20 protein-coding genes are annotated in these 22286 nt (G+C 65.0%); 6 read left to right on the forward strand and 14 right to left on the reverse strand.

All coding sequences use genetic code 11. The features are described 5' to 3' along the window. From JDV76_RS06170 to aspS, 11 genes are all read right to left on the reverse strand, one after another. A complete protein-coding gene (locus tag JDV76_RS06170) occupies positions 1–510 on the reverse strand; it encodes a shikimate kinase (protein WP_198735994.1) in 510 nt (169 codons plus the stop codon). Then, positions 510–1721, reverse strand: a complete 1212-nt coding sequence (gene aroC / locus JDV76_RS06175) for a chorismate synthase (RefSeq protein WP_198735995.1) — start codon at positions 1719–1721, stop codon at positions 510–512. The genes JDV76_RS06170 and aroC overlap by 1 nt, the downstream gene beginning before the upstream one ends. 61 nt (positions 1722–1782) lie before the next feature. After that, complete coding sequence (locus JDV76_RS06180) at positions 1783–2214, reverse strand: prepilin peptidase (RefSeq protein WP_248140819.1); 432 nt, start codon at positions 2212–2214, stop codon at positions 1783–1785. A gap of 75 nt (positions 2215–2289) precedes the next feature. After that, positions 2290–2607: a hypothetical protein gene (locus JDV76_RS06185; protein ID WP_198735996.1), complete on the reverse strand. Its 318-nt coding sequence runs from the start codon at positions 2605–2607 to the stop codon at positions 2290–2292. Continuing rightward, the gene (locus tag JDV76_RS06190) at positions 2604–3452 is read right to left on the reverse strand and encodes a shikimate dehydrogenase (protein WP_198735997.1); all 849 of its coding nucleotides are present in this window, start codon (positions 3450–3452) and stop codon (positions 2604–2606) included. Before JDV76_RS06190 ends, JDV76_RS06185 begins: the two co-directional genes overlap by 4 nt. Before the next feature lie 81 nt (positions 3453–3533). Further along, positions 3534–4724: an endolytic transglycosylase MltG gene (gene mltG, locus JDV76_RS06195; protein ID WP_232958938.1), complete on the reverse strand. Its 1191-nt coding sequence runs from the start codon at positions 4722–4724 to the stop codon at positions 3534–3536. Then, positions 4725–5255 (reverse strand): Holliday junction resolvase RuvX, encoded by a 531-nt coding sequence (ruvX, locus tag JDV76_RS06200; RefSeq protein ID WP_198735998.1) that lies wholly within the window; start codon positions 5253–5255, stop codon positions 4725–4727. Positions 5256–5535: 280 nt separating this feature from the next. After that, on the reverse strand, positions 5536–8205 hold the full coding sequence (gene alaS / locus JDV76_RS06205; protein ID WP_198735999.1) for an alanine--tRNA ligase: 2670 nt from the start codon (positions 8203–8205) through the stop codon (positions 5536–5538). A gap of 155 nt (positions 8206–8360) precedes the next feature. Next, positions 8361–9719, reverse strand: coding sequence for a replication-associated recombination protein A (locus tag JDV76_RS06210; protein ID WP_198736000.1), 1359 nt, complete (start codon positions 9717–9719; stop codon positions 8361–8363). A gap of 76 nt (positions 9720–9795) precedes the next feature. After that, the gene (locus JDV76_RS06215) at positions 9796–11055 is read right to left on the reverse strand and encodes a phosphotransferase family protein (protein ID WP_198736001.1); all 1260 of its coding nucleotides are present in this window, start codon (positions 11053–11055) and stop codon (positions 9796–9798) included. Between the two features lie 340 nt (positions 11056–11395). Next, positions 11396–13195: an aspartate--tRNA ligase gene (aspS, locus tag JDV76_RS06220; protein ID WP_198736002.1), complete on the reverse strand. Its 1800-nt coding sequence runs from the start codon at positions 13193–13195 to the stop codon at positions 11396–11398. A gap of 186 nt (positions 13196–13381) precedes the next feature. On the opposite strand from aspS, the gene ypfJ reads away from it, so the two are divergent. The 4 genes from ypfJ to JDV76_RS12900 all read left to right on the forward strand — a co-directional run bounded on the left by ypfJ (position 13382) and on the right by JDV76_RS12900 (position 15953). After that, on the forward strand, positions 13382–14269 hold the full coding sequence (gene ypfJ, locus JDV76_RS06225; RefSeq protein WP_232958940.1) for a KPN_02809 family neutral zinc metallopeptidase: 888 nt from the start codon (positions 13382–13384) through the stop codon (positions 14267–14269). 101 nt (positions 14270–14370) lie between these two features. Then, on the forward strand, positions 14371–15471 hold the full coding sequence (gene arsB / locus JDV76_RS06230; protein ID WP_198736003.1) for an ACR3 family arsenite efflux transporter: 1101 nt from the start codon (positions 14371–14373) through the stop codon (positions 15469–15471). A 33-nt stretch (positions 15472–15504) separates the two neighbouring features. Beyond that, complete coding sequence (locus JDV76_RS12895; protein ID WP_336244251.1) at positions 15505–15771, forward strand: arsenate reductase/protein-tyrosine-phosphatase family protein; 267 nt, start codon at positions 15505–15507, stop codon at positions 15769–15771. Beyond that, entirely contained in the window at positions 15666–15953 is a 288-nt protein-coding gene (locus JDV76_RS12900) for a hypothetical protein (RefSeq protein WP_323374271.1), read from the forward strand. The genes JDV76_RS12895 and JDV76_RS12900 overlap by 106 nt, the downstream gene beginning before the upstream one ends. On the opposite strand, the gene JDV76_RS06240 is transcribed toward JDV76_RS12900, so the two are convergent. Further along, the gene (locus JDV76_RS06240; RefSeq protein WP_232958942.1) at positions 15950–18691 is read right to left on the reverse strand and encodes a DEAD/DEAH box helicase; all 2742 of its coding nucleotides are present in this window, start codon (positions 18689–18691) and stop codon (positions 15950–15952) included. The two genes, JDV76_RS12900 and JDV76_RS06240, sit on opposite strands and share 4 nt — an antisense overlap. Before the next feature lie 143 nt (positions 18692–18834). Here JDV76_RS06240 and JDV76_RS06245 point away from each other — a divergent pair, with 143 nt between their 5' ends. Beyond that, complete coding sequence (locus JDV76_RS06245) at positions 18835–19413, forward strand: TetR/AcrR family transcriptional regulator (RefSeq protein ID WP_198736004.1); 579 nt, start codon at positions 18835–18837, stop codon at positions 19411–19413. 9 nt (positions 19414–19422) lie between these two features. Here JDV76_RS06245 and JDV76_RS06250 read toward each other — a convergent pair whose 3' ends face one another. Further along, positions 19423–20061: a hypothetical protein gene (locus JDV76_RS06250; RefSeq protein WP_198736005.1), complete on the reverse strand. Its 639-nt coding sequence runs from the start codon at positions 20059–20061 to the stop codon at positions 19423–19425. 125 nt (positions 20062–20186) lie between these two features. Here JDV76_RS06250 and JDV76_RS06255 point away from each other — a divergent pair, with 125 nt between their 5' ends. Beyond that, positions 20187–20957, forward strand: a complete 771-nt coding sequence (locus JDV76_RS06255) for a CBS domain-containing protein (RefSeq protein ID WP_248140817.1) — start codon at positions 20187–20189, stop codon at positions 20955–20957. A gap of 43 nt (positions 20958–21000) precedes the next feature. On the opposite strand, the gene hisS is transcribed toward JDV76_RS06255, so the two are convergent. Then, a complete protein-coding gene (hisS, locus tag JDV76_RS06260; RefSeq protein ID WP_198736006.1) occupies positions 21001–22281 on the reverse strand; it encodes a histidine--tRNA ligase in 1281 nt (426 codons plus the stop codon). Positions 22282–22286: the final 5 nt, after the last annotated feature.

Here is a 22286-nt window from a genome sequence, read left to right on the forward strand (position 1 = left end):
CTAGACCTCGGAGTCGAGGTACCCCAGTACGTCCGCGACCACCTGCTGAGGGGTCCGTTCGTCGGTACGGGCGCGGAAGCTCGCTACTTCACGGTAGAGCTCGCGGCGATCGTCGAGGAGTTCCGTGTAACGCGCGAGCGCGTCCTCACCATCGAGCACCGGGCGATTTCCTCCGGCGGTACGTCGTACTCCCTCCTCCGCTGACACATCGAGCCAGATGACCTCATGCTGGTCGAGGAGTTCCCTGGTCGAGCGCGTGACCACCGCACCGCCGCCGAGACTGACCACACCGTTGTGGGCCAGGGCCGATTCGACGACCCGCGCCTCGAGTTCGCGAAAAGACTCCTCACCGAGTTCCGTGTAGATGTCACCGCAGGGTTTTCCCTGTTCCTGCTCCATCATCTGATCTGTGTCGATGACCGTCGTATTCAGTGCACTGGCCAGTCGACGACCGATGGTGGACTTCCCGGCGCCGGGTGGACCGACGAGTACGACACGGGGTTTGGACATCAGTTATCGAACTCCAGACGCTCGGCAACACGGGAAAGGTAGCTGGTGATGTTCCGGGAGGTCTCACAGAGGCTATCACCCCCGAACTTGGTGAGGACAGCTCGGGCGAGGACCAGCGCGACCATCGCCTCGGCGACGACGCCCGCGGCCGGAACGGCACAGACGTCGCTGCGCTGGTGGATGGCGCTGGCGGCAGCTCCACTCGTCATGTCCACGGTCTTCAACGCCCGCGGAACGGTGGAAATGGGCTTCATCGCAGCGCGGACCACGAGGGGCTGGCCGTTGGTCATTCCGCCTTCGATGCCTCCGGCTCGGTTGGTGGTGCGGGTGACACCATCAACGGTCCGGATCATCTCGTCGTGCGCCGCGGAACCCCGGCGTCGGGCCTCGGCGAATCCGTCACCGATCTCCACGCCCTTGATCGCCTGGATCCCCATGAGTGCGGCAGCGAGTTGGGCGTCGAGCCGATCCTCGCCCGAAATGTGGCTACCCAGTCCGACAGGTAGCCCGTGGACGACGACCTCGACGACTCCACCCAGGGTGTCACCGGCCTTCTTGGCGGCCTCTATTTCGGCGATCATCGACTCCTCGGCCTCGGCGTTGAACGCACGCACCGGCGACTCGTCGATGGCGCCGAGGTCACTGAACACGGGAATCTCTGCGCCCTCGACGACCTTCGAATCACCGATGGAGACAACGTGCGAGAGTACCTCGACGCCGAGGGTCTCCCGGAGGAAGTTGCGCGCCAATGTCGCTGCAGCCACGCGCGAGGCCGTTTCCCTGGCGGAGGCCCGTTCGAGGACCGGGCGTGCCTCGTCGAAGTCGTACTTGAGCATTCCCGCGAAGTCGGCGTGCCCGGGACGGGGGCGGGTCAGTTTCGCCCCACGACCGGAGTCCATGGCGCGGGCGACCTCGTCGTCGTCGAGGTCGACCGGGTCGGCGGACATGATCGTCGTCCACTTCGGCCACTCGGTGTTCCCGATCATGATCGCCACCGGGCCACCGATCGTCCGCCCGTGGCGGACCCCGGTCAGCATCGTCACCTCGTCGACCTCGAACTTCATCCGGGCCCCGCGACCGTAGCCCAGTCGGCGGCGGGCGAGTTGTGTGGAGATCTGATCAGTCGTCAGTGGAACCCCCGCGGGCATGTGCTCCACCAGTGCGATAAGAGCCTGACCGTGGGATTCCCCTGCTGTAGTCCATCGAAGCATGCGCTCATTCTTCCATGCGGCCGGTTCGTCGGAACACCTGGGTCCCCGAAGATGCCCCCGTTCACGGCACCGCTCCACCGGATACCGCAGCGATCACCACGATAAGGGTGCCGGTGATCATGGCGGGACCATGGGGAATCGAGGTCCGCCGACGGACTAGGAGAACCACCGAAGTGAGCACCCCGGACACCATCGCGGCCAGGAGACCGCCGGTGATTCCGCCGGTCACTGTGGCCAGGATTCCGAGGGGCACCGCAAGCTTGATGTCACCTCCTCCGATACCGCCACCGGTGGCACCCGCGAGAAGCAGGTAGATCAGGAACCAGGCGAGACCGGGTACCACATATCCGGGAGCGAACCAGCAGGTTACCAGGATCGTCGACACCGCCGGGGGCAAGGTCAGGCCGTCGGGGAGCCTACTGTGACGGACATCAAACCACACGAGCAAACACATCCATATGAGGAGGACGGGGATCGACAGGAGTGCAGCCACCCACGAGAATTTATTCTCCCCAGATCCGCTACGCACGGAGAGTGCGGCCCACCTGTGGAGTACTCCGTCCGAAGCTCAGAAAATCGAACTCACGAACATGACGACACCGAAGATCAGCAACGGGAGAACAGCCAGGTGATAGCACGCGAACGTGACGGTCATCCAGGCCGGCGGTCGAATCGTGTCGAATCTCTCCAGGTGGCGGGCGTAGACGACGGCGTTCACAACCAGCGCGATCGTGGCGAGCGTGAGATAGCTCAACTCCGCGAAAAGTCGTTCCTGCGGATTGAACCCAGAAAGGAACACCACCAGGAGAAAACCGACTGGAACGAACAGTGCGATGAGGAAGTGCCCAAACCAGGGACCGTTTCCGCTACGACGTCCCCTAGTCATGATCCGGAACTCCGTTCGCGGAGCGCAGCAGTCAGGGCCGCGCGCATCGCCTCGCGAGGAGCCGGTTGACCGGTGAACTGCTCAAACTGGCTCAACGCCTGGCCCGCCAGCATCACATCACCGCCGACCACGGGCACACCGTTGTCCGCTGCTGCCCGGGCTAGTGGTGTCGGCCACGGATCGTAGATAACGTCAAGAACGGGAGCTCGTGCGAGATCACTCTCTATCCCGCCCAGTCCCGCCGCGGGAACCGTCGAGATCACCACCGCAGCACCGGACACGGCCGATCTGACATATTCCGCGGCCAGACCCGCCCAGTGGAGCTCGATGCCGAGTATCTCCGCGAGCGGCGCCAGCTCGGCGCCGCGGTTCGACCGGTTGATCACAGTCACGACTCGGAAACCCGCCTGACCCAGTGCCCACAGCGCGGGTCGGGCGGTACCACCGGCTCCGACGAGCACGGCATGATCCTCGTCCGCGGGGTTCCGGACACCCAGTTCCTCAAGTGCGGCCGAGACACCCTCGCAGTCCGTGTTATCGGCGCGCCAACCACCGGGAACCCGGACCAGGGTGTTCGCGGATCCGATCGCGGCAGCACGGGGCGTGATCTCGTGTGCGACCTCGAGAGCCGCGAACTTCCCGGGCATGGTCACCGAGAAACCGGCGAACTCTGCCGGGGCGTCCGCCACGATTCGCGGCACGTCCTCCACACCACAGTCGATTCGGGTGTAGCACCAGTCATCGAGTCCGATCGCCCGATACCCGGCCGTGTGGATGACGGGCGAGAGACTATGCTCGACCGGACGTCCGAGCACAGCGGCCCGGTGACGGATGGGATCACTCACAGACGATTCTTCCTTTCACGGGAGCCTGCGCCCCACAAGGGACATCAGATCAGACATACCGGATACCGGTGACGGGAGCTGTCAGCGGTTGGAGTCGAGGACGCCATTGTCCATCGATTGCTGGGTGTCCCGCAGGTGATCCTCGAAGGTGTCGTTGAAAACGGTCGTGCCGTCGCTATCGATGGTGACGAAGAAGAGCCAGTTGCCGTCGGCCGGATTCTCCATGGCCTCAATCGCCTCTATCGACGGAGCCGCGATGGGAGTCTGCGGCAATCCGTCCATGGCGTACGTGTTCCATGGGGTCTTCCGGGCACGATCCTCGTCAGTAGTCGCCACCTCGACGTCGGTGAGATCGTAGTTGACCGTCGAATCGAACTCGAGGCGCATGGGCGCGGCGAGCCGGTTGAGAATGACCCGGGCTACCTTGTCGAAATCACCGGCGGGTGCCTCCCGCTCCACCAGGGACGCCGCGGTCAGCAGTTCGTAGGGCGTGAGCTGCATGGCATTCGCACGGTCGACGATACCGGTGGAGTTGTACTCCTCAGTACCGGCGCTCACGAGTTTCCTGAGGATTCCGGTGGCATCCTCCTCCGGGTTGATCACGTAGCTGCCCGGAGTGATGAGTCCCTCGAGGCGCTTCGGGTCACCGTTGCGTGCACGTACCTGATCGAGGGCCCACTCCGGTGCCCCGAGTTCAACCGGATCTGTGGTGGCTGCGACACGCTCGAGCTCCGCCGCCGTAACACAGTTCGGGGATCCCTCGGTACAGGTCACCGCAGAGATCTTGGTATATATGCCGGGGCGGGTGTCTCCGCCGATGACCCGGACATCCATCAGCGTGGCCCCTCCCGGGATCTCCAGCATCTCCACCTTGTTTGCAGGATCCACGAGGGCGGAGACCGCAGACTTGGCGCTCATCTCCCCTTGAAGGCGGTAGAACCCCGGTTGCACCCGGGCTGCATCAGGATTCGCTCCGGCTGCGGCCTGGAACGCGCCGTTGGATTTGACGATCCCCCTGTCCACGAGTTCCGGGCCAAGTGCAGATACAGACGACCCCTCCTTGATCTGGACGAGTTGGACGATTTCGTTGCCTGCACCCTCGAAGTCCGGCGGAGCGTTCGAGCCGCTGCGGGATCCCACGATGTATACGACCGTCCCGATGATGATGAGGATACTGGTTATGACGATGGCCATGCCGTACTGCCGCCGACGGACATACCTGCGTTCCATCCGACGTCCCTTAGGGCTGCGCCTACCGCGTGCTCTGCTCATCTATGAACCGTCCTCAACGTCGGTGGCCGACAGGGCGTTCGCCCGGGCGTCAAGCCAGGATTGGAGAATTTCAACGGCAGCGGCCTGATCGATCACGCTGCGCCCATTCTTGATCGTGCGCCCGGACATGTGCAGTGCCCTGGTGGCAAGGACAGAGGTTAGCCGTTCGTCGGCGAATTTGACCGGGATCGTCCTCCCCTGGTCGTCCCATCCAGTCAGGCGCCGATCGATGCGGAAGGCGAATTCCTTCGCGTGCTTGACGGAGGCGGAGCCGTTGGCGTGGAGATCCCGTGGTAATCCGATGACGACCTCCACGACACCGTATTCAGCGATGAGCTCGATGATCCGGTCAATGTCCGAGCCATCCCAATCCTTGCGGCCCGTGACCCGGGGAATCGTCTCCACCGGGGTCGCCAACCGACCATCGGAGTCAGACACCGCGACGCCGATCCGCACGGTTCCGACGTCGATCCCGAGACGCCGTCCCCTACCGGGATCATCATCTCCGGGTTTGTCTGGCTGTATGCGCATACTCGCGGGTTCGTCCTTCGTCTCGGGCGCCGGTATGGGGCGCTCACACCGGCGCGTGATCTGTACAGATGACCTGAGCTCCGGTGGGCGCGACGCACCCACCAGGCACCGACCGTAACAGAACCGTCACAGTGATGCGGGGGATACGTGTCCCCCCAAATCTATAGTATTGGCGCTCCGCCACACATCTGCACCATTGCCGACGGCGTCGCGTGTCCCCGTACCCAAGCCGCCCGCCCGGACCGGAACCCGGGCGCTGGACCACCGGGACCCGGATGGGTCACCGGTTGCGGAGGTCATCCTCCACAGCCCTGAAGCCCGCGTCGATACCGGAGGCGTCCGAACCCGAGCCCTGGGCCATGTCCGGCTTGCCGCCACCGCGTCCGCCGACCAGCCCACCGAAGATCCTAATGAGGTCGCCGGCACGGACCCCGCGTTCCACGGCGCCGTCGGTGGCTGCGACCAGGAACGGGACCTTGCCCCCGTTGTCGGCCGTGGCGAGCACGATCACGGCGGGTTCCGCTCCGATCCGGTTCTTCAGATCAGCGGCGACGGTGCGCAGGTCGCCACCTGCGGTACCTTCCGGTAGCCGCGCAGTGAGGAGCGTGAAGTCACCGACCCTGCGGGCCTGCTTCAGGTAGTCGGCGGTGGCGGCCGCCAGCTGCTTACGGTGCAGCGCCGCGATCTCCTTCTCAGCGGCCTTCAGTTTCTCGGTGAGCTGTGCGATCCGGTCCGGCAGCTCGTCGCTGGGCGCCTTCAGGGACGTCGCGAGGCCTTCGACGAGGGCGCGCTCCCGGGACAGGTACCGGAATGAATCCAAGCCCGAGTATGCCTCAATCCGCCGGACGCCGGAGCCTACAGACGCCTCACCGAGAACCGAGACCGGTCCAACCTGGGAGGAATGGCGAACATGTGTACCTCCACACAGTTCCATCGAGAATGGGCCGCCGATCTCGACGACACGGACCCGATCACCGTAGTTCTCGCCGAACAGCGCAAGTGCACCCATGGCCTTGGCCTCATCGAGGCTCGTCTCGAAGGTGTTGACCGCCCAATCGGCGTCGACCGCCTGGTTGGTGATGGTCTCGATCTCGGTGAGCTGTTCCGGGGTGAGCGCCCGGGCGGAGTTGAAGTCGAAGCGGAGGTAGCCCGGTTTGTTCATCGACCCGGCCTGGACGGCGTTGGGGCCGAGGACCTGACGCAAGGCGGCGTGGATGAGGTGGGTACCGGAGTGCGCCTGACGGGCGGCGTGCCGCCAGCCTTCGTCCACGGAGGCCACAGCCTGTTCGCCGACGCCGATCTCGCCGTTTTCCACGGTCGCCTTGTGCACCCAGAGTTTCTTGCCGATCTTCTGGACGTCGTTGACGCGCAGCCTGGTATCCCCGAGGGTGATCGCACCCCGGTCACCGAGCTGTCCGCCGGCCTCCGCGTACATCGGCGTCACGTCGAGGATCACCTCGACGTCGTCGCCCTCGGCTGCCCGGGTGACGGTCGCACCACCCTGCAGCAGGCCCAGCACCCGACCCTCGGCCTCGAGGTTGTCGTATCCCACGAACACCGTGGGGTGTTCGTCAACGAACTCCCGGTAGACGGAGAGATCGGCGTGACCGTGCTTTTTGGCACGACTGTCGGCCTTCGCGCGGTCCCGCTGTTCCGCCATGAGGGCGTCGAATCCGGCGCGGTCCACCTCGAGGCCCGCTTCTGCGGCCATCTCCATCGTCAGGTCGATCGGGAAACCGTAGGTGTCGTGCAGTGCGAAGGCCTGGTCACCGGCCAACGTCTTCGCGCCCGACGAGCGGACGCTCTCGGCGGCGCGCTCGAACAGGTGGGTACCCGACTCCAGTGTCCGGAGGAAGGCCCTCTCCTCGGTCACTGCGGTGTCGAGGATTCGGCCCCGGGACTCCGCGATCTCGGGGTACGACGGGGTCATCGTGTCCATGATGGTGGCGATGAAGCGTTCCATCGTCTCGCCCGTGGCACCGAGCAGCCGCGCGGACCGGATGATCCGGCGCAGCAGCCGGCGCAGGATGTAGCCGCGGCCCTCATTGCCCGGGGTGACGCCGTCGAGGATCAGCATCATCGCGGTCCGGGAGTGATCGGCGATGACCCGGAACCGGATGTCATCGGGGTGCTTCTTACCGTAGGTCGCGCCGGTGAGCTGCTCGGCGACGTCGATCACGGGCCGCAGGAGGTCGGTCTCGTAGACGTTCTCGACGCCCTGCAGCAGGCAGGCGACGCGTTCGATGCCGAGGCCAGTGTCGATGTTCTTCTTAGGCAGCGGGCCGAGGATCTCGAAGTTATCCTTGCCGATGCCCTCACCGCGCTCATTCTGCATGAAGACGAGGTTCCAGATCTCCATGTAGCGGTTGTCGTCGGCTTCCGGGCCGCCGTCAGCGCCGTACTCCGGCCCGCGGTCGTAGTAGATCTCCGAGCAGGGGCCACAGGGGCCGGGGATTCCCATGGACCAGTAGTTGTCCGCCATGCCGAGCCGCTGGATGCGCTCCTTCGGCAGACCGATCTTCTTCTCCCAGATGTCCGCCGCCTCGTCGTCGTCAAGGTAGACGGTGACCCACAGGCGTTCGGGATCCATCCCGAAGCCGCCGTCCTCGACCGAACCGGTGAGCAGATTCCACGCGTGGGAGATCGCACCTTCCTTGAAGTACTGGCCGAAGGAGAAGTTGCCCGCCATCTGGAAGAAGGTGTTGTGCCGAGTGGTGATACCGACTTCCTCGATGTCCAGCGTACGGACACACTTCTGGATCGAGGTCGCGGTACCGGAGGGGAACGGCGGGTTCTGCTGGCCCAGGAAATAAGGCTTGAACGGCACCATCCCGGCGTTGACGAACAGGAGGTTGGGGTCGTCGAGGATCAACGGGGCACTGGGTACCTCGACATGTCCAGCTTTGACGAAGTGCGCGATGAAGCGCTCCCGGATCTCGTGGGTCTGCACGGTTCTAGAATCCTCGCTGTCGTGTTTTGGGATCGGTCCCGGACAACCTTACCCGCTCCGTCCGCACCTTCCTGTCCCGCCCCGGAGTGCACCTGAGGCGGCCGGTTCCGCCTGCCCCCGGGACCGGGGCACGCGCGACAGTCACCGGAGCCCGGTCACCTCCGGCTCTCGCGAATGATGCGGCGCAGCCGCCCGACGACGTCCCCGAGACGTTGCTCGGCGCCGTGCCCTGTGGGCCGGTAGTAGCACGCATCCACCAGCGAATCCGGAAGATACTGCTGATCCAGGATGCCGCGGGGATCATCGTGCGGGTAGCGGTAACCAACAGCGTTGCCGAGCTTCTTTGCCCCAGCGTAGTGCCCGTCCCGGAGATGCGGCGGAACGTGCCCCGATTTTCCCTCCCGAACGTCGTACAGTGCCGCGTCTATCGCCGTGATCACGGCATTGGACTTGGGGGAGGTCGCCAGATGAATCGTCGCCTGGGCGAGGGCAAGGCGGGCCTCGGGAAGCCCTATCAGCGCCACCGTCTGAGCCGCGGCGACCGCTAAGGGGAGCGCCTCGGGATCGGCCATCCCGATGTCTTCCGAGGCAAGGATGACCAGACGCCGGGCGATGAACCTCGGGTCCTCCCCCGCCTCGATCATTCGGGCGAGGTAATGGAGCGCGGCATCAACGTCGGAGCCGCGCACCGACTTGATGAATGCACTCGTGACGTCGTAGTGCTGGTCGCCGTCGCGGTCGTAGCGGACGATGGCCCGGTCGACATTGTCCCGCACCATCTCGACAGTCAGTTCACCACCGTCGGGCACCGCCTCAGCGGCGGCTTCCGTGTAGGTCAGGGCCCGGCGGGCATCGCCGCCCGCCAGCGCGACCAGCTGGTCGACGGCTTCACCGGTGGCCGTGATGCGCCCACCGAGACCGCGCTCGTCGACGAGCGCCCGCCGGACCACCGTCGCGACATCCTCATCTCCCAGCGGATGTAGCTGGAGGATGAGCGACCGGGACAGCAGCGGCGCGACGACCGAGAACGATGGGTTCTCCGTCGTCGCCGCAACCAACAGCACGATCCGGTTCTCGACGGCCCCGAGGAGCGCATCCTGCTGGGTCTTCGAGAACCGGTGCACCTCGTCGATGAACAACACCGTCCGGCGTCCGGCGATGAGATCCCGCCGGGCCCGGTCGATGACCGAACGGACCTCCTTGACACCCGCATTGAGTGCAGAGAGCCCGACGAAGCGACGCTCCGTTTCGGCGCTCACGAGCGACGCGATCGTGGTCTTCCCGGTACCCGGGGGCCCGTAGAGGATGACTGACGCGGCCCCGGAGCCCTCGACGAGCCTGCGTAGCGGCTTCCCAGGGCCGAGGATGTGCTCCTGGCCGACCACCTCATCCAGGGTGCGGGGTCGCATTCTCGCAGCGAGAGGCGCATGATCCCCGGGGTGAAAGTAACCGGCGCCGTTGTCGACGGCACCGTCGTCATCGTCTCCGCCGGGAAACAGCGTGGCCTGTGCCATGGAGGGTGAATCTTCCTTACTCTTTTGATGCGCGGGTGTGCCGACCCCGGTGGCCGGCCCTCCGGCGGGGAGTGGGTCAGCCCCGGTTCAGTGCGTCGAGTCGTTCCACCACGGCGGCGGCAAAACGGTGGACATCCGGGAAACGGGGATCCTGTCCGCGTTCGGCGTAGTGAGCGAGGGCGATGAACGTTTCGTGGAGGTCGTCACGGGCGAGCACGCTGTTGTCCGAGATGTCGCCCAGCGCATCGGCGAGGACATCATAGCCCTCGTCGATGTCCCTGACCTCGGCGGTGGCAGCCGCCTCAATTTCCGGTCCCGGAATGTCATCGGCGCTGACCCTGGCCCGCTCACCGTATTCACTGACGACCTGGTTCATGGAACCGTAGTAGAGGTAGCAGACACTTGACATCGCCCACCCGACCATCGCCGTGACTATCCTCGCCTGCAGACGCGCTTCGTTGGTGACGTTGGGCCAGATCCTCCGGACCTCCTCAACCCACGACTCCGTGAGCGCATCGACCTCGCCATCGGTGATGGGGCGCGTGAAGAGGAACTGCGGGAATCCCGCGATGACGCACGCGATGTCGAAGGTGGCATCCCGGAATCCCGCCCATTCGTAGTCGAGGAACTGGATACGGTCCGCGAGGATGATGTTGTCCGGGGACAGGTCGAACGGGGTGAATGCACGGTGCCTGCCGCTGACCAGCCGCCGCTTCGCGTCGGAGGCGAAATGCCGCACGTTCGCGGGAATGTCGATGCCCGCGGATTCGAGCAGTTCGAGGCCGCGGTCGATCGAAGCCGGAAGACCCCGTTCCCGTGCGTACTGGAGCTCCTCGGTGTCGGGGTACGTCCGGAGCATCCGCTTCAGAAGAATGTCGAAACCGGCCTCGCGGTCCGCGGTACCGGCGTGCATCCTGCCGAGGGCACGTCCCAGGTTCCGGATCAGGGGCAAGCGCTTCTCCCCCTCCGCATTAGCCAGCAGGTCCGCATAGGTCTCGCCGTCACCGGAGTCGGTGATGACCAGGATCCTGCGGTCGATATCGTGGGCCAGGAGCACCGGCCCAGGACGAACCTCGGCGGGCAGAGACGTGGTGAACTGGTAGGACACGACCTCGCGGATGAGTGCCGCATCATCGATCCGGTCGCCCGTCGGTGGCGTGTACTTGAGCACGACCGACCGTTGCTGGAGGAACGGCGATACGGCGACGCGGGCCCGGAGCACCACCGCGTTACCGGATCCCCCGAGGGAGACCACGTCCCCGAGTTTCTGGGTACCCCCGAAACGTTCGGACAGCAGCTCCTGGGCCACCTCGACGATCTCTTCGGTCGCGAGCATGGAAAAACTCCTTCATGGTTCATTCGCCGGAACACCGGCGTGGCGAGGGCACACGTAGACGCACGATCACGCCCTCAAGGCTCCCCCTCACTGTATCCGGAGGGAGTAACGCGCGTCGTCCTTCTGGACGCTGCCGCGGCGGGTCTGGCTCCGGAAGAATCCGGAAACAAGCCTTGAACAGCGCCGGAGACACAGGGAAATCTGGAACACGGTTCCGCGGAGCCGGTCGACACAGCCACCGGGGGTGCTGAATCCCCATCGGGCCGGTCAACCGGCGGCCGTCCAATGCCCGATGGTGGAACAGTCGCCCCACCCGGTAAGCGGAGCGCCGGTGCAGGCGTCAGCTCCGGTTGGACTGGCCCTGCTTCTTCGGCTTGGCATCAATCCCGGATTCCTTGCGCTGCTCCGGGGTAATCGGCGCCGGGGCATCGGTGAGCGGATCGACCCCGCCACCCGACTTCGGGAACGCGATCACGTCGCGGATCGAGTCGAATCCACCGAGCAAGCTCATGATCCGGTCCCAGCCGAAGGCGATACCGCCGTGCGGAGGCGCACCGAAGGCAAAGGCGTCGAGCAGGAAGCCGAACTTCTCCTGAGCCTCCTCTTCCGTGATACCCATAACCTTGAACACCCGCTCCTGGACGTCCCGACGGTGGATACGGATCGATCCGCCACCGATCTCGTTGCCGTTGCATACGATGTCGTAGGCGTAGGACAACGCGGAACCCGGATTCTCGTCGAAGGTATCCAGGAACTCCGGCTTCGGTGAGGTGAACGCGTGGTGGACGGCGGTCCACTTGGAGTGGCCGAGGGCGACATCGCCAGATGCGGTGGCATCGGCCGACGGCTCGAACATGGGGGCGTCGACGACCCAGGTGAAAGCCCAGTCCCCGTCCTTGATGAGGTCAAGCTTGCGGGCGATCTCACCGCGCGCCGCGCCGAGCAGCGCCCGAGAGGACTTGGTGTCTCCGGCGGCGAAGAAGATACAGTCGCCGGGCTTCGCACCGACGTGCCCAGCGATACCGGCACGTTCCTTCTCCGTGATGTTTTTCGCGACGGGTCCGCCCAGCTCCCCATCCTCCCCGACGAGGATGTAGGCGAGCCCCTTGGCACCGCGCTGACGGGCCCAGTCCTGCCATGCGTCCAGCTGACGACGGGGCTGGCTCGCCCCACCCTCCATCACGACAGCACCGACGTACTCGTTCTGGAAGACACGGAACGTGGTCTCGGAGAAGAATTCGGTGCACTCGGTGATCTCGATGTCGAAGCGGAGGTCGGGCTTGTCGGAGCCGTACCGGCGCATCGCCTCCGCGTAGGTCATGCGCGGGATCGGGGTAGTGATCTCGTATCCGATCAGCTTCCACAGCTCAACCAGGACCTGCTCGGCGAGCTCAATGATGTCATTCTCGTCGACGAAACTCATCTCCACGTCGAGCTGCGTGAACTCAGGCTGGCGGTCCGCGCGGAAGTCCTCGTCACGGTAGCAGCGGGCGATCTGGTAGTAGCGTTCGAGGCCCGCAACCATGAGCAGCTGCTTGAACAGCTGCGGCGACTGCGGCAGCGCGTAGAAGGTTCCCGGCTTGAGTCGAGCGGGCACCAGGAAGTCGCGGGCCCCTTCAGGAGTAGCCCGCGTCAGCGTCGGCGTTTCAACCTCCGTAAAATCATTAGCGTCCAATACCCGACGAGCCGCCTGGTTCGCGGCGGCGCGCAGGCGCATCGCCTTGGCCTGGCTCGGGCGACGGAGATCGAGGTAGCGGTAACGCAGACGCGCCTCCTCGCCGACTTCCCCGGATGCGGCCGAGTCCTCGATCTGGAACGGCAGCGGTGCAGACTCGTTCAAGATCTCAAGTTCGGAGACATTTACCTCGACATCACCGGACGCGAGGTTCGGGTTCTCCGACCCCTCGGGGCGGGGCTCGACCACACCGGTGACCCGGATACAGAACTCGCTGCGCAGGTGGTGGGCTTTCTCCGCCACCTCCGATTCCCGGAAAACTACCTGGGCAACACCGGAACGGTCCCGCAGATCGATGAAGATCACACCTCCGTGATCGCGGCGGCGAGCCACCCATCCGGTCAGCGTCACCGTCTGTCCCGCTGATTCCTTCCGCAGGTCGCCGGCAAGATGAGTGCGCAACACGTGTCTGGTGTCCTTCCACTAGATAAAATGAAACTCTGATCGAGCTGCGAGTCTACCCTCCACCATCCGTGCCCCGTCCTCCCGGGCGGGAATTACCGGTCCGGTGGTGCGCGCCCCCGGAACCATGTACCCGATGGGAGCTTCCGCAACTGCTCGGCCCTCATGCCTATGTGGCATGATCAGCGCATGACCTTTCGTGATGATGTGGACCTGAGCTCATCCCGTGCCCGTCGATCGGGAGGTGGGATGAAACTTGCCGCGGGTGGCGGCATCGGCACCATAATCGTGGCCGTGGCCTTCGTCCTCCTGGGTGGTGATCCCGCTGAACTCGACGAGGTACTGAATCAACGGCAGGTGGGGGCACAGCGCGACGGTTCCACCGGAAAAACAACTCTCGATCACTGCCGCACCGGCGCCGACGCGAACAAGTACGCCGACTGTAGGGTCTCCGCGACGGCCGAGTCCCTCGACGCAGTGTGGGCGAGCAGACTCCCGGCGCAAGCCGGAATCGAGTACTCGCAGCCTGGTCTCGTCATCTTCGACAACTCCACCCAATCCGGCTGCGGAATGGCGTCTTCGGCAACCGGACCTTTCTACTGCCCGGTCGACCAGACGGCCTACTTCGATGTGAGCTTCTTCGACCAGATCGTCCAGCTCGGCGGAGAAAACGCGCCACTGGCGCAGGAGTACATCGTCGCCCACGAATTCGGTCACCATCTGCAGAACCTCGAAGGAACCCTGGGACTGAGCGACTACAAGAACCCCGGTGCCGATTCGAACGCGGTGAAGATCGAGCTCCAGGCCGACTGCTACGCCGGGGTGTGGGCGCACTACGCCGATGACGGCGACGAGGCTTTCCTCGAGCCAATCACCGACGAACAGATCAGGGACGCCGTGCAGACGGCACGTGCGGTGGGTGACGACAACATCCAGAAACGCAGTCAGGGCGAGGTCCGGCCCGACGCCTTCACACACGGTTCATCCGAGCAACGCGAACAGGCTTTCCTCGCCGGCTACCGGTCCGGTTCGATGAGTTCCTGCGACACCCTGAACCGCGGCGGGTACCGGAAATAAATGCAGACACCAGCCCGCGGCCCATACTGTTGACCATAGAGGGTCCCCTACCTAGAGTTGTTTAGCGGCCAGCTCACCGAACAGACAGGTTGCATCACGCAATGAGCACCTCCCCGAACACTCCCCTTCCTGCCCGGTTGAGTTTCCTCGACAGATGGTTGCCGGCGTGGATCATCGCCGCCATGATCCTCGGTATCCTCCTCGGACGCTTCATCCCGTCCCTGGGGCGGCTCCTCGACTCGTGGACGGTGGGTGGAATCTCGGTTCCGATCGCCCTCGGGCTGTTGGTGATGATGTACCCGCCATTGGCGAAGGTCCGTTACGACAAGACGGGCGAGATCGCCACGAACCGGCGGTTGATGGTGATCACGGTGGCACTCAACTGGATTCTCGGCCCGACGCTCATGTTTGCGCTGGCATGGCTCCTGCTCCCGGATCTTCCCGAGTACCGGACCGGCCTCGTGATCATCGGCTTGGCCCGGTGTATCGCGATGGTGTTGATCTGGAATGACCTCGCCTGCGGGGACCGGGAGACGGCCGCCGTTCTGGTGGCCATCAACTCGGTGTTCCAGGTCGTCATGTTCTCGGTGCTCGGCTGGTTCTATCTCCAGATTCTCCCCTCCTGGATCGGTCTCGAGACGACCAGCGCCGAATTCTCCTTCACCGCGATTCTCATCTCGGTCCTTGTCTTCCTCGGGATCCCGCTCCTCGCCGGGTTCCTTTCCCGGGTATTCGGTGAACGGCTCCGGTCCCGCCGGTGGTACGAGACGACGTTCCTCCCCAGGGTCTCACCGCTGGCTCTCGGTGGTCTGCTCTACACCATCGTCGTTCTGTTCAGTCTGCAGGGAGGTCAGCTCACATCGAACCCGTGGGCGGTCATCCGGATCGCTATCCCCTTCGTCTTCTACTTCTTCGTCATGTTCTTCCTCGCCACGGTCGTATCGCGTGCCGCCGGTTTCGGGTACGCGACCTCAACCACAATTGCGTTCACCGCAGCGGGAAACAACTTCGAGCTGTCCATCGCCGTGGCGATCGGCACCTTCGGCGCGATGTCCGGACAGGCCCTGGCGGGGACGATCGGTCCCCTCATTGAGGTCCCGGTCCTGTTGGCACTCGTGTACGTCGCCATGTGGTGGGGACCGCGGCTCTTCCCAGGCGATCCGACGCTTCCCGCCGCAACCGCCGCTCCCCGGGTCCGGTGACCGCATCCTCATCCCATGGAGATGTCCCCGATGATGCCCCGACAACGTCCACTCGTTCTGTTCATCTGCACCCGCAACGCGGGGAAATCGCAGATGGCGGAGGCCCTCACACGCAGATACGCCGCCGGTGAGGTGGAGGTGCATTCGGCGGTACGAGACCGAAAGGATCCGTCAACCAGATCTCCGCGGCGGCCGTGGCCGAGATCGGTGTGTCGATGGACGGGGCGGTTTCCAGTGGCATTGACCCCGACATCCTCCGGCGTGCCGACCGCGTCATTGTCCTGGGTACCGAGGCGATAGTCGATCCGGTACCCGGAATGCGGTCCGAAATGGAGGTGGGGGTGACCGACGAGCCCTCCTACAGGGGCGTCGAGGGTATCTTACGCATGCGGTTGATCCGCGACGATATTGCAGAACGCATTCAGGTACTTCTCCACGACCTCGGCGTTCCATCAACGGAGACGGGGACTGAACGGCGCTAGCCCGCCGTGTTCCTCTGACCGGTGTCCTCCACCCCGACATCCTCCGGTCCGTCGTCTGCCAGCCCCAACCTGCGACGTTCCTGGGCGATGATCTGCCGCGCCAGTTCCGGTTCGGAGATGTCGACCGCGTCAGGTACCTCAGCTGCGTCGGAAGTCCGGGCGAAGGCGTCGAACACGCCTCGTTTCACCGCGAGAATCTCGAGCATCCTCTCATCGACGGTGTCCGCTCCGATGAGGCGGTGAACGTGGACAGTACCGGTCTGCCCCATGCGGTAGGCGCGGGCGATGGCCTGGTCCTCCTGGGTGGGCTTCACCTGGGGTTCAGTCAGAACGACCACGGATGCGGCCTGGATGTTCAGGCCCTGTCCACCGGCCTGGATCTGGGCCAGGAGGATACTACCGCCGGGGGCCGTGCCGAATGAGTCGACCAGCGCCTGTCTACGCGCCGGGGGAACCGAGCCGTCGATCACCCCGACCACCGACTCCCCGAAGGCATCCGCGATGAGCTCGAGCACATCGAGAAAAAAGCTGAATACCAGCAGCCGCTTGCCGGAGTCTCCGGCATCGGCGACTATCTCCGCCAGCCGGGCGAGCTTCGCGGGGCGGCCGGTTGGGGTGACCCAAGCCGCCCGCCGCATCCCCATCCACGAGCCCTCCGCGACGCTCTCCCGGTAAAATTGCTGCTCTGCCTCAGTGAGCTCGACCCACTCGGTTTCATCCACCCGGTCCGGGAGCTGGTCGAGCACCTGGGTGACGTTTCTCCGGAGGTATGCGGGCGCGATGAGCCGCCGGAACGTGTCCGCGTCCAACTCAGCCATCCCCCGCGTGACCAGGTCTGGTCGGATGATCCGGACGAGATTGACAAACTCGTCGACCCGGTTCTCCAGTGGTGTTCCGGTCAGCAGCAGGACCGTTTCAGAGGCCTCGGCCAGGGCGGTACACGCGATCGTCCTCTTCGCCCGGGGATTCTTGATCATGTGCGCCTCATCGACGATAAGCACGTCCGGGTCTCCGAGATCCAGGGTCCTCGCACCGTCGTAGGTGCACACCAGCACCCCTCCCCGGTTCCGCCACGCCGCTACAGCGACCTGTTTATCGGGGCCGTGGGCCACGAAGACTTCCAGGGTACAGAATGCCGCGAGTTCGCGTGACCAATTCACCACCACGGAGGCGGGACAGACCACGACCGTGCGACCGACGCCCCCACCACCGTCACCGGAGGATCTCTCTTCCGCGAGGTGGGCCGCCACGGCGATCGCCTGGACGGTCTTGCCAAGCCCCATCTCATCACCAAGGATGATTCGGCGTTGCACAACCGCAAATCGCGCCCCGTAGGACTGGTACCCGCGCAGATGGAGATCACGGAGGTAATTCCGGTTTAGCCGGATGCCCCGAATCCTCTCGATGAGCGCCCCGTCGAGCAGTGTGGGATCTTCACCCGTGACTGTGTCGAGCCGGAGCAGATCCGCGAGGAGTGCCTGGTACCGGGCCGGTCTCGAGAGGTAGTCATCCCACGCGGCGGGCCCCGGGTCGGTGACCGAGGCCGGCAACAGCAGGGCCGGACCGACGGCGGCCCATCGGAGATCGTCCAGGAGCTGCTCTAGCGCACCGGCCCCGCGGACGATGACATCGTATCCGTCCGGTGACGGTCCCACGGGGAGTTTCCGGAAGAAGTCGATGAGTCGATCGCGTCGGGCACGTTCCGCCTCGTCGAGCAGACCGACCTGTTCGTACCGGGAAAGGATGCGGGTCAGGGACACCGCCTCCGGGAGCGGCTCATCACCGATCCGCTGCGTCGGGTTCGCCGTCGCCTCCGATTCGAGGGTACGGGCCGCGGCCTGTAGCCGACTGGCTGTCTGCCGCCCGATCCCGTTCACCGCTATCAACCGGTCGATGGGGGTGTCGAGGATGTCAGCGACCGTCGTGACACCCACCTCGACCAGGCCCGTGAACCGGAGCCTATCGTCGGTGACCCGTTTGAGCGCCTCCAGCGGAAGCTGCTCCATCAGCTGTCTCGCCCGTCGCCGGCCCAACACCGCCAGTGCCGCATCGGCTTCAGCCCGGAGCACAGGTTCCGAATCCGGGTGCCGTAAAACGCGCTCCACCGCAGCACGGGCTCCCGCCAATGCCGTCCCATCGATCCGCCCGAACCGGATATCTCCGAGGTTGTCCCCGGCGCCCCGGATCACCGCGTCTCTCGCGGCTTCGATGTAGAGATCGGCGGGTGCTCCGGGTCCGGGCGTGAGCCGGACCCCGTTCCGTCGTTGCTGCTCTGCTGCGAGGTACGCGTCGGAGAGAACCTCCCGAACCGCGCTCACCGTCCACCCCGTCCGGACATCCGTGAGTAGCAGGAAGAGATCCGCGGCCGCGGACTCCGCAGCGGGGTCCGGTCGACCGAGTCCGAAGAACCTACCGAATACCCCGGTTCCGGCCCGGGATGCAGGCCCCCGCAGTGCGTCAATGCGGACAACTACCGACACCAGTTCGTGGACGAGGCGTCCGAATTCCGGGTGGCGGCCGATCACGGTGGCGCGGGGGTAGAGGTCGTCCGGCCACTCCGGGGAGTGGGGCGGAAGAATGATGACGGATCCCGAGGCTGACCCACAGTGCACGCCGTGGGCCGGGTCCACCGAGGGGGCTTCCCCGTCGACGATGTCGAGGAGGCCGACCGCCCGGGCGGCCAGGGATCGGATCTCTTCAGCGTCGCTCAAGAGACTCCGCAGCTGGGTTCTGTCCATGGGACCATCCTGCCCGTTCGCAGCCGTACCGGAAAGCTGATGTGCAGAGAAATTGGACAGAACTGGAAGTGAAGACTATCACTTTAAGGGAGGTATTCACCACCGAGACAGAATCGTCCCATCCCCCACATTTGGAGAATCCGTTGCGCGCCGATGCCCTCGAACGCCGGAACCGAATCATCGACACCGCGTGTGAGCTCTTCCGCCGCCAACCGGAGACCGTCCCGTTGGAGATTATCGCGGAGCGAGCTGACGTCGGCATCGCGACGTTGTACCGGAATTTCCCCGACCGAGAGTCACTCCTGCACGCATGCGGTGCCCGGCTCTTCGTCCGGGCGATCGACCTGCAGAAATCAGTGCTCGAGAACTTCGATCAGGATCCGGAAGGCCAGTGGTTGCACTACGTGGATTCACTGGTCGACATGGGGCTCGGTTCGTTGGTCGCCGCGTTCGCGCCCGATGACCTGGCCCTCCTCCCACCCGATGTGATGGATCTCCGGCAGCACACCGCGAAGCTCGGCAACGCGATCCTGGAGGAGGCGAAGAACCATGGCCTCGTGGAGGCATCGATCCAGCACGACACCTTCATCATCGGTCTGCTGACCGTCTCCCGCCCTCCGGTCCCCGGGGTCCTCTCACTGGAACCTAACATCACCGCGAACCTCGTGGAGCTCTTCCTCTCGGGACTCAGACACGGAACGCTCCGCCCACTCAGATACTGAACGTCCGGGTCACCAGAACCAGGCCACGGGAGCCCCCTGCATGTCACGGCAATCGAACAGGATGTTTCCCTTCTCTACGCAACGGGCCACCCGACCGTCACCGACATCCACCGTCCGCGGCTCCGCGAAGTGCACATTTCCCATTGCATTCTCATTCGCGAACGCCTCAGCCATCGCGGTCTCGGCGGCCCCGCAGCTCTCGGCATCCGGAGCGGCTATGTAGTGGATCCCGTAGAATCCGCCCGCAGCGCAGATGACCGCGGTCTGACCGAGCACCTCGGTCCGCTCACCCGGATACAACGGATCCTCGGGCATCTTCGCAGCCAGCTCGGGATCGTAGTCGTCGCCACCCCAACGCTTCGCCTCCAGGTCCGGGGGAACGGGCAGAGCTACGGACACACCGGTGGCCGCGTCCGAGTCGACCACCCCGCCTGTCGGAACTTCTGGCTGAGATGCCCCCGTGGTTGCCGCATCCTCCGAACCCCGGCTCTCGTGATCGGATCTCGTCTCGAGAGACGCGGGTGCTGCGGTGGATGCGGTGGGGGGTGGGGCGTCCTTCACACCGGTATCCGTCGTACCGCAACCTGCGGTGAGCAACGCGGTGGTCAGTAGCGCCACCGCGATTCCGGTCCTTCGGTTCCCGATCATAGACAAGCTCCTCCCGGGTTCAGGGTCCGCGCCGGTAGACTCCGACGCGGTTGGTCCGGCCGATTCTACCGCCCCGTCCCCGCCTCCGGCGGTGCCGACACCGCACCCCAGCTACAGTGGTGGTCGTGCCTGATGCCTCTGAAATCACCAGCAGAACATCCTCCGCGCCGACCGCCGTCGAGTCCTCCGCAACGGAGTTCCTCAGCGCCTTCAACCAGATCGAGGCCTTTCTCCGCGATACCCTGGACGCCCGTCGATCAGACTCGTTCACCTGGATGGTCCGCCAGCTCGCGAAACGTAACCAGGTGACGCGATCCCAGTCCGATGCCCTCCATGCCTTCGCTGACCTCCGCAACGCGATCAGCCACGGTGAGTACCGGAGCGGGAACCCGATCGCGGATCCTCGGCCCGACATCGTGGAGGAGATACGCCGGCTGCGGGACATCCTGCTGGCGGCTCCGACGCTGGTGAGCGTCCTCAGACAGAATCCGATAGTCCGGTTCTCCCCGGACACCCCGGTGCACGATGTTCTCTCCGCAATCCGTGAGAAGGGTTACTCCCAGTTCCCAATCTACGACGACGGCGGCAGCTACCACCGACTGCTCACTGCGCGTTCCGTGGCACGGTGGATAGCCCACGATCTCGCAGACAACGGCCAGCTGGACGCCGCAACCGTGGCGGACGTCCTGCGTTTCGCGGAACCCCACGACCGTGCGGTCCTGGTGCCCCGGACGACAACCGTCCCCGAGGCGCTGGAGATTCTCGGTACCCGGGACTCCGGGGGACAGCTGCCCGACGCGATGATCGTGACGGAACACGGGAAACGAGAACAGCTGCCGCTCCTCATCGTGGTCGCCGCGGACATCCCCGCGCTACTCGATGCCGTGGAGTTCTGATCCCCCAGGCACCGCGTAGCCGACGACCACCGCATCCGGGTGGCTAGGCGCTGAGCCGGCTCTGCAGATGCGTGACCAATTCCGACAGGGATACATCGACCTGCTCATGGGCCGCTAGGTCCTTGACAGCAACGACCCCGGACTCGATCTCCCGGTCCCCGAGAACGAGCGCAAAGCGTGCACCGGCCCGGTCAGCACCCTTCATGGCACCCTTGAGTCCGCGGTCCCCAAAGGACATGTCGGCGCTGATTCCCGCCACCCGGAGCCGGTCGATCTCGATCGCCATCCTCCGCCGCGCTGCGGCACCCAGGGCGACGCCGTACACCGAGACGCGGGAACCATCGGAGACACTCAGGTTCTCAGCCTGCAGCGCAAGCAGCGCGCGGTCAACGCCGAGCCCGAACCCGATACCGGAGAGCTCCTGGCCCCCGAGCTGAGCCATGAGGCCGTCGTATCTGCCGCCACCGCCGATGCCGGACTGCGCACCGAGGCCGTCGTGCACGAACTCAAAGCATGTACGGGTGTAATAGTCCAGACCACGGACCAGCCTCGGGGCCAGGGTGTACGGGACGCCCATCTCATCCAGGAGGCCCGTAACCGTCTCGAAGTGCCCACGGCAGTCCGGGCACAGGTGATCAGGCATGAGCGGTGCCTCGGCCGTCATCTCCTTTACCTCAGGGCGCTTGTCGTCCAGGACGCGGAGCGGATTGAGCTCGGCCCGCTGCCGGGTCGCCTCATCGAGGGGCAGACCGAGGAGAAACTCCTGTAATTTCCGCCGATAGGCAGGCCTGCAGACCCCGTCACCGAGGCTGGTCATCTCGAGCCGGAACCCGGTCAGTCCGATGCTGCGGAAGCAGCGGTCCGCAAGTGTGACAGTCTCGGCATCGAGTGCCGGGTCGTCCACACCGATCGCCTCGACACCGACCTGCTGCAGCTGACGGTAGCGGCCGGCCTGCGGACGCTCGTAACGGAAAAAGGGGCCGCCATATGACAACTTAACGGGCAACTGTCCCCGGTCGAGGTTGTGCTCGATCACGGCGCGCATCACTCCGGCGGTACCCTCCGGGCGCAGAGTCACGGAGCGCCCACCGCGATCCTCGAAGGTGTACATCTCCTTGCTGACGACGTCGGTGGACTCCCCGACCCCCCGGGCGAACAGTCCGGTGTCCTCGAACACCGGAAGTTCTATGTGTTCGTAGCCCGCGAGCCGCGTCTGCCGGGTAAACGCCTCACGCACGGCCAGAAACTCGGGAGATGTCGGCGGCACATAATCCGGAACACCCTTGGGGGCGGAGAAGGGCTGGAATTTCGGGGATTCGCTCACGGATC

The sequence above is a fragment of the Corynebacterium marambiense genome (assembly GCF_016342275.1).
GTDB classification, from domain to species: domain Bacteria; phylum Actinomycetota; class Actinomycetes; order Mycobacteriales; family Mycobacteriaceae; genus Corynebacterium; species Corynebacterium marambiense.

Excerpts from the sequence above, each read along its gene's own strand:
- JDV76_RS06210 (WP_198736000.1), bottom strand. The coding sequence starts at position 9,719 with ATGGCACAGGCCACGCTGTTTCCCGGCGGAGACGATGACGACGGTGCC.
- JDV76_RS06240 (WP_232958942.1), bottom strand. The coding sequence starts at position 18,691 with ATGGACAGAACCCAGCTGCGGAGTCTCTTGAGCGACGCTGAAGAGATC.
- ruvX (WP_198735998.1), bottom strand. The coding sequence starts at position 5,255 with ATGCGCATACAGCCAGACAAACCCGGAGATGATGATCCCGGTAGGGGA.
- JDV76_RS06170 (WP_198735994.1), bottom strand. The coding sequence starts at position 510 with ATGTCCAAACCCCGTGTCGTACTCGTCGGTCCACCCGGCGCCGGGAAG.
- mltG (WP_232958938.1), bottom strand. The coding sequence starts at position 4,724 with ATGAGCAGAGCACGCGGTAGGCGCAGCCCTAAGGGACGTCGGATGGAA.
- JDV76_RS06185 (WP_198735996.1), bottom strand. The coding sequence starts at position 2,607 with ATGACTAGGGGACGTCGTAGCGGAAACGGTCCCTGGTTTGGGCACTTC.
- JDV76_RS06250 (WP_198736005.1), bottom strand. The coding sequence starts at position 20,061 with ATGATCGGGAACCGAAGGACCGGAATCGCGGTGGCGCTACTGACCACC.
- JDV76_RS12895 (WP_336244251.1), top strand. The coding sequence starts at position 15,505 with ATGCCCCGACAACGTCCACTCGTTCTGTTCATCTGCACCCGCAACGCG.
- arsB (WP_198736003.1), top strand. The coding sequence starts at position 14,371 with ATGAGCACCTCCCCGAACACTCCCCTTCCTGCCCGGTTGAGTTTCCTC.
- aroC (WP_198735995.1), bottom strand. The coding sequence starts at position 1,721 with ATGCTTCGATGGACTACAGCAGGGGAATCCCACGGTCAGGCTCTTATC.
- JDV76_RS06215 (WP_198736001.1), bottom strand. The coding sequence starts at position 11,055 with ATGCTCGCGACCGAAGAGATCGTCGAGGTGGCCCAGGAGCTGCTGTCC.
- ypfJ (WP_232958940.1), top strand. The coding sequence starts at position 13,382 with ATGACCTTTCGTGATGATGTGGACCTGAGCTCATCCCGTGCCCGTCGA.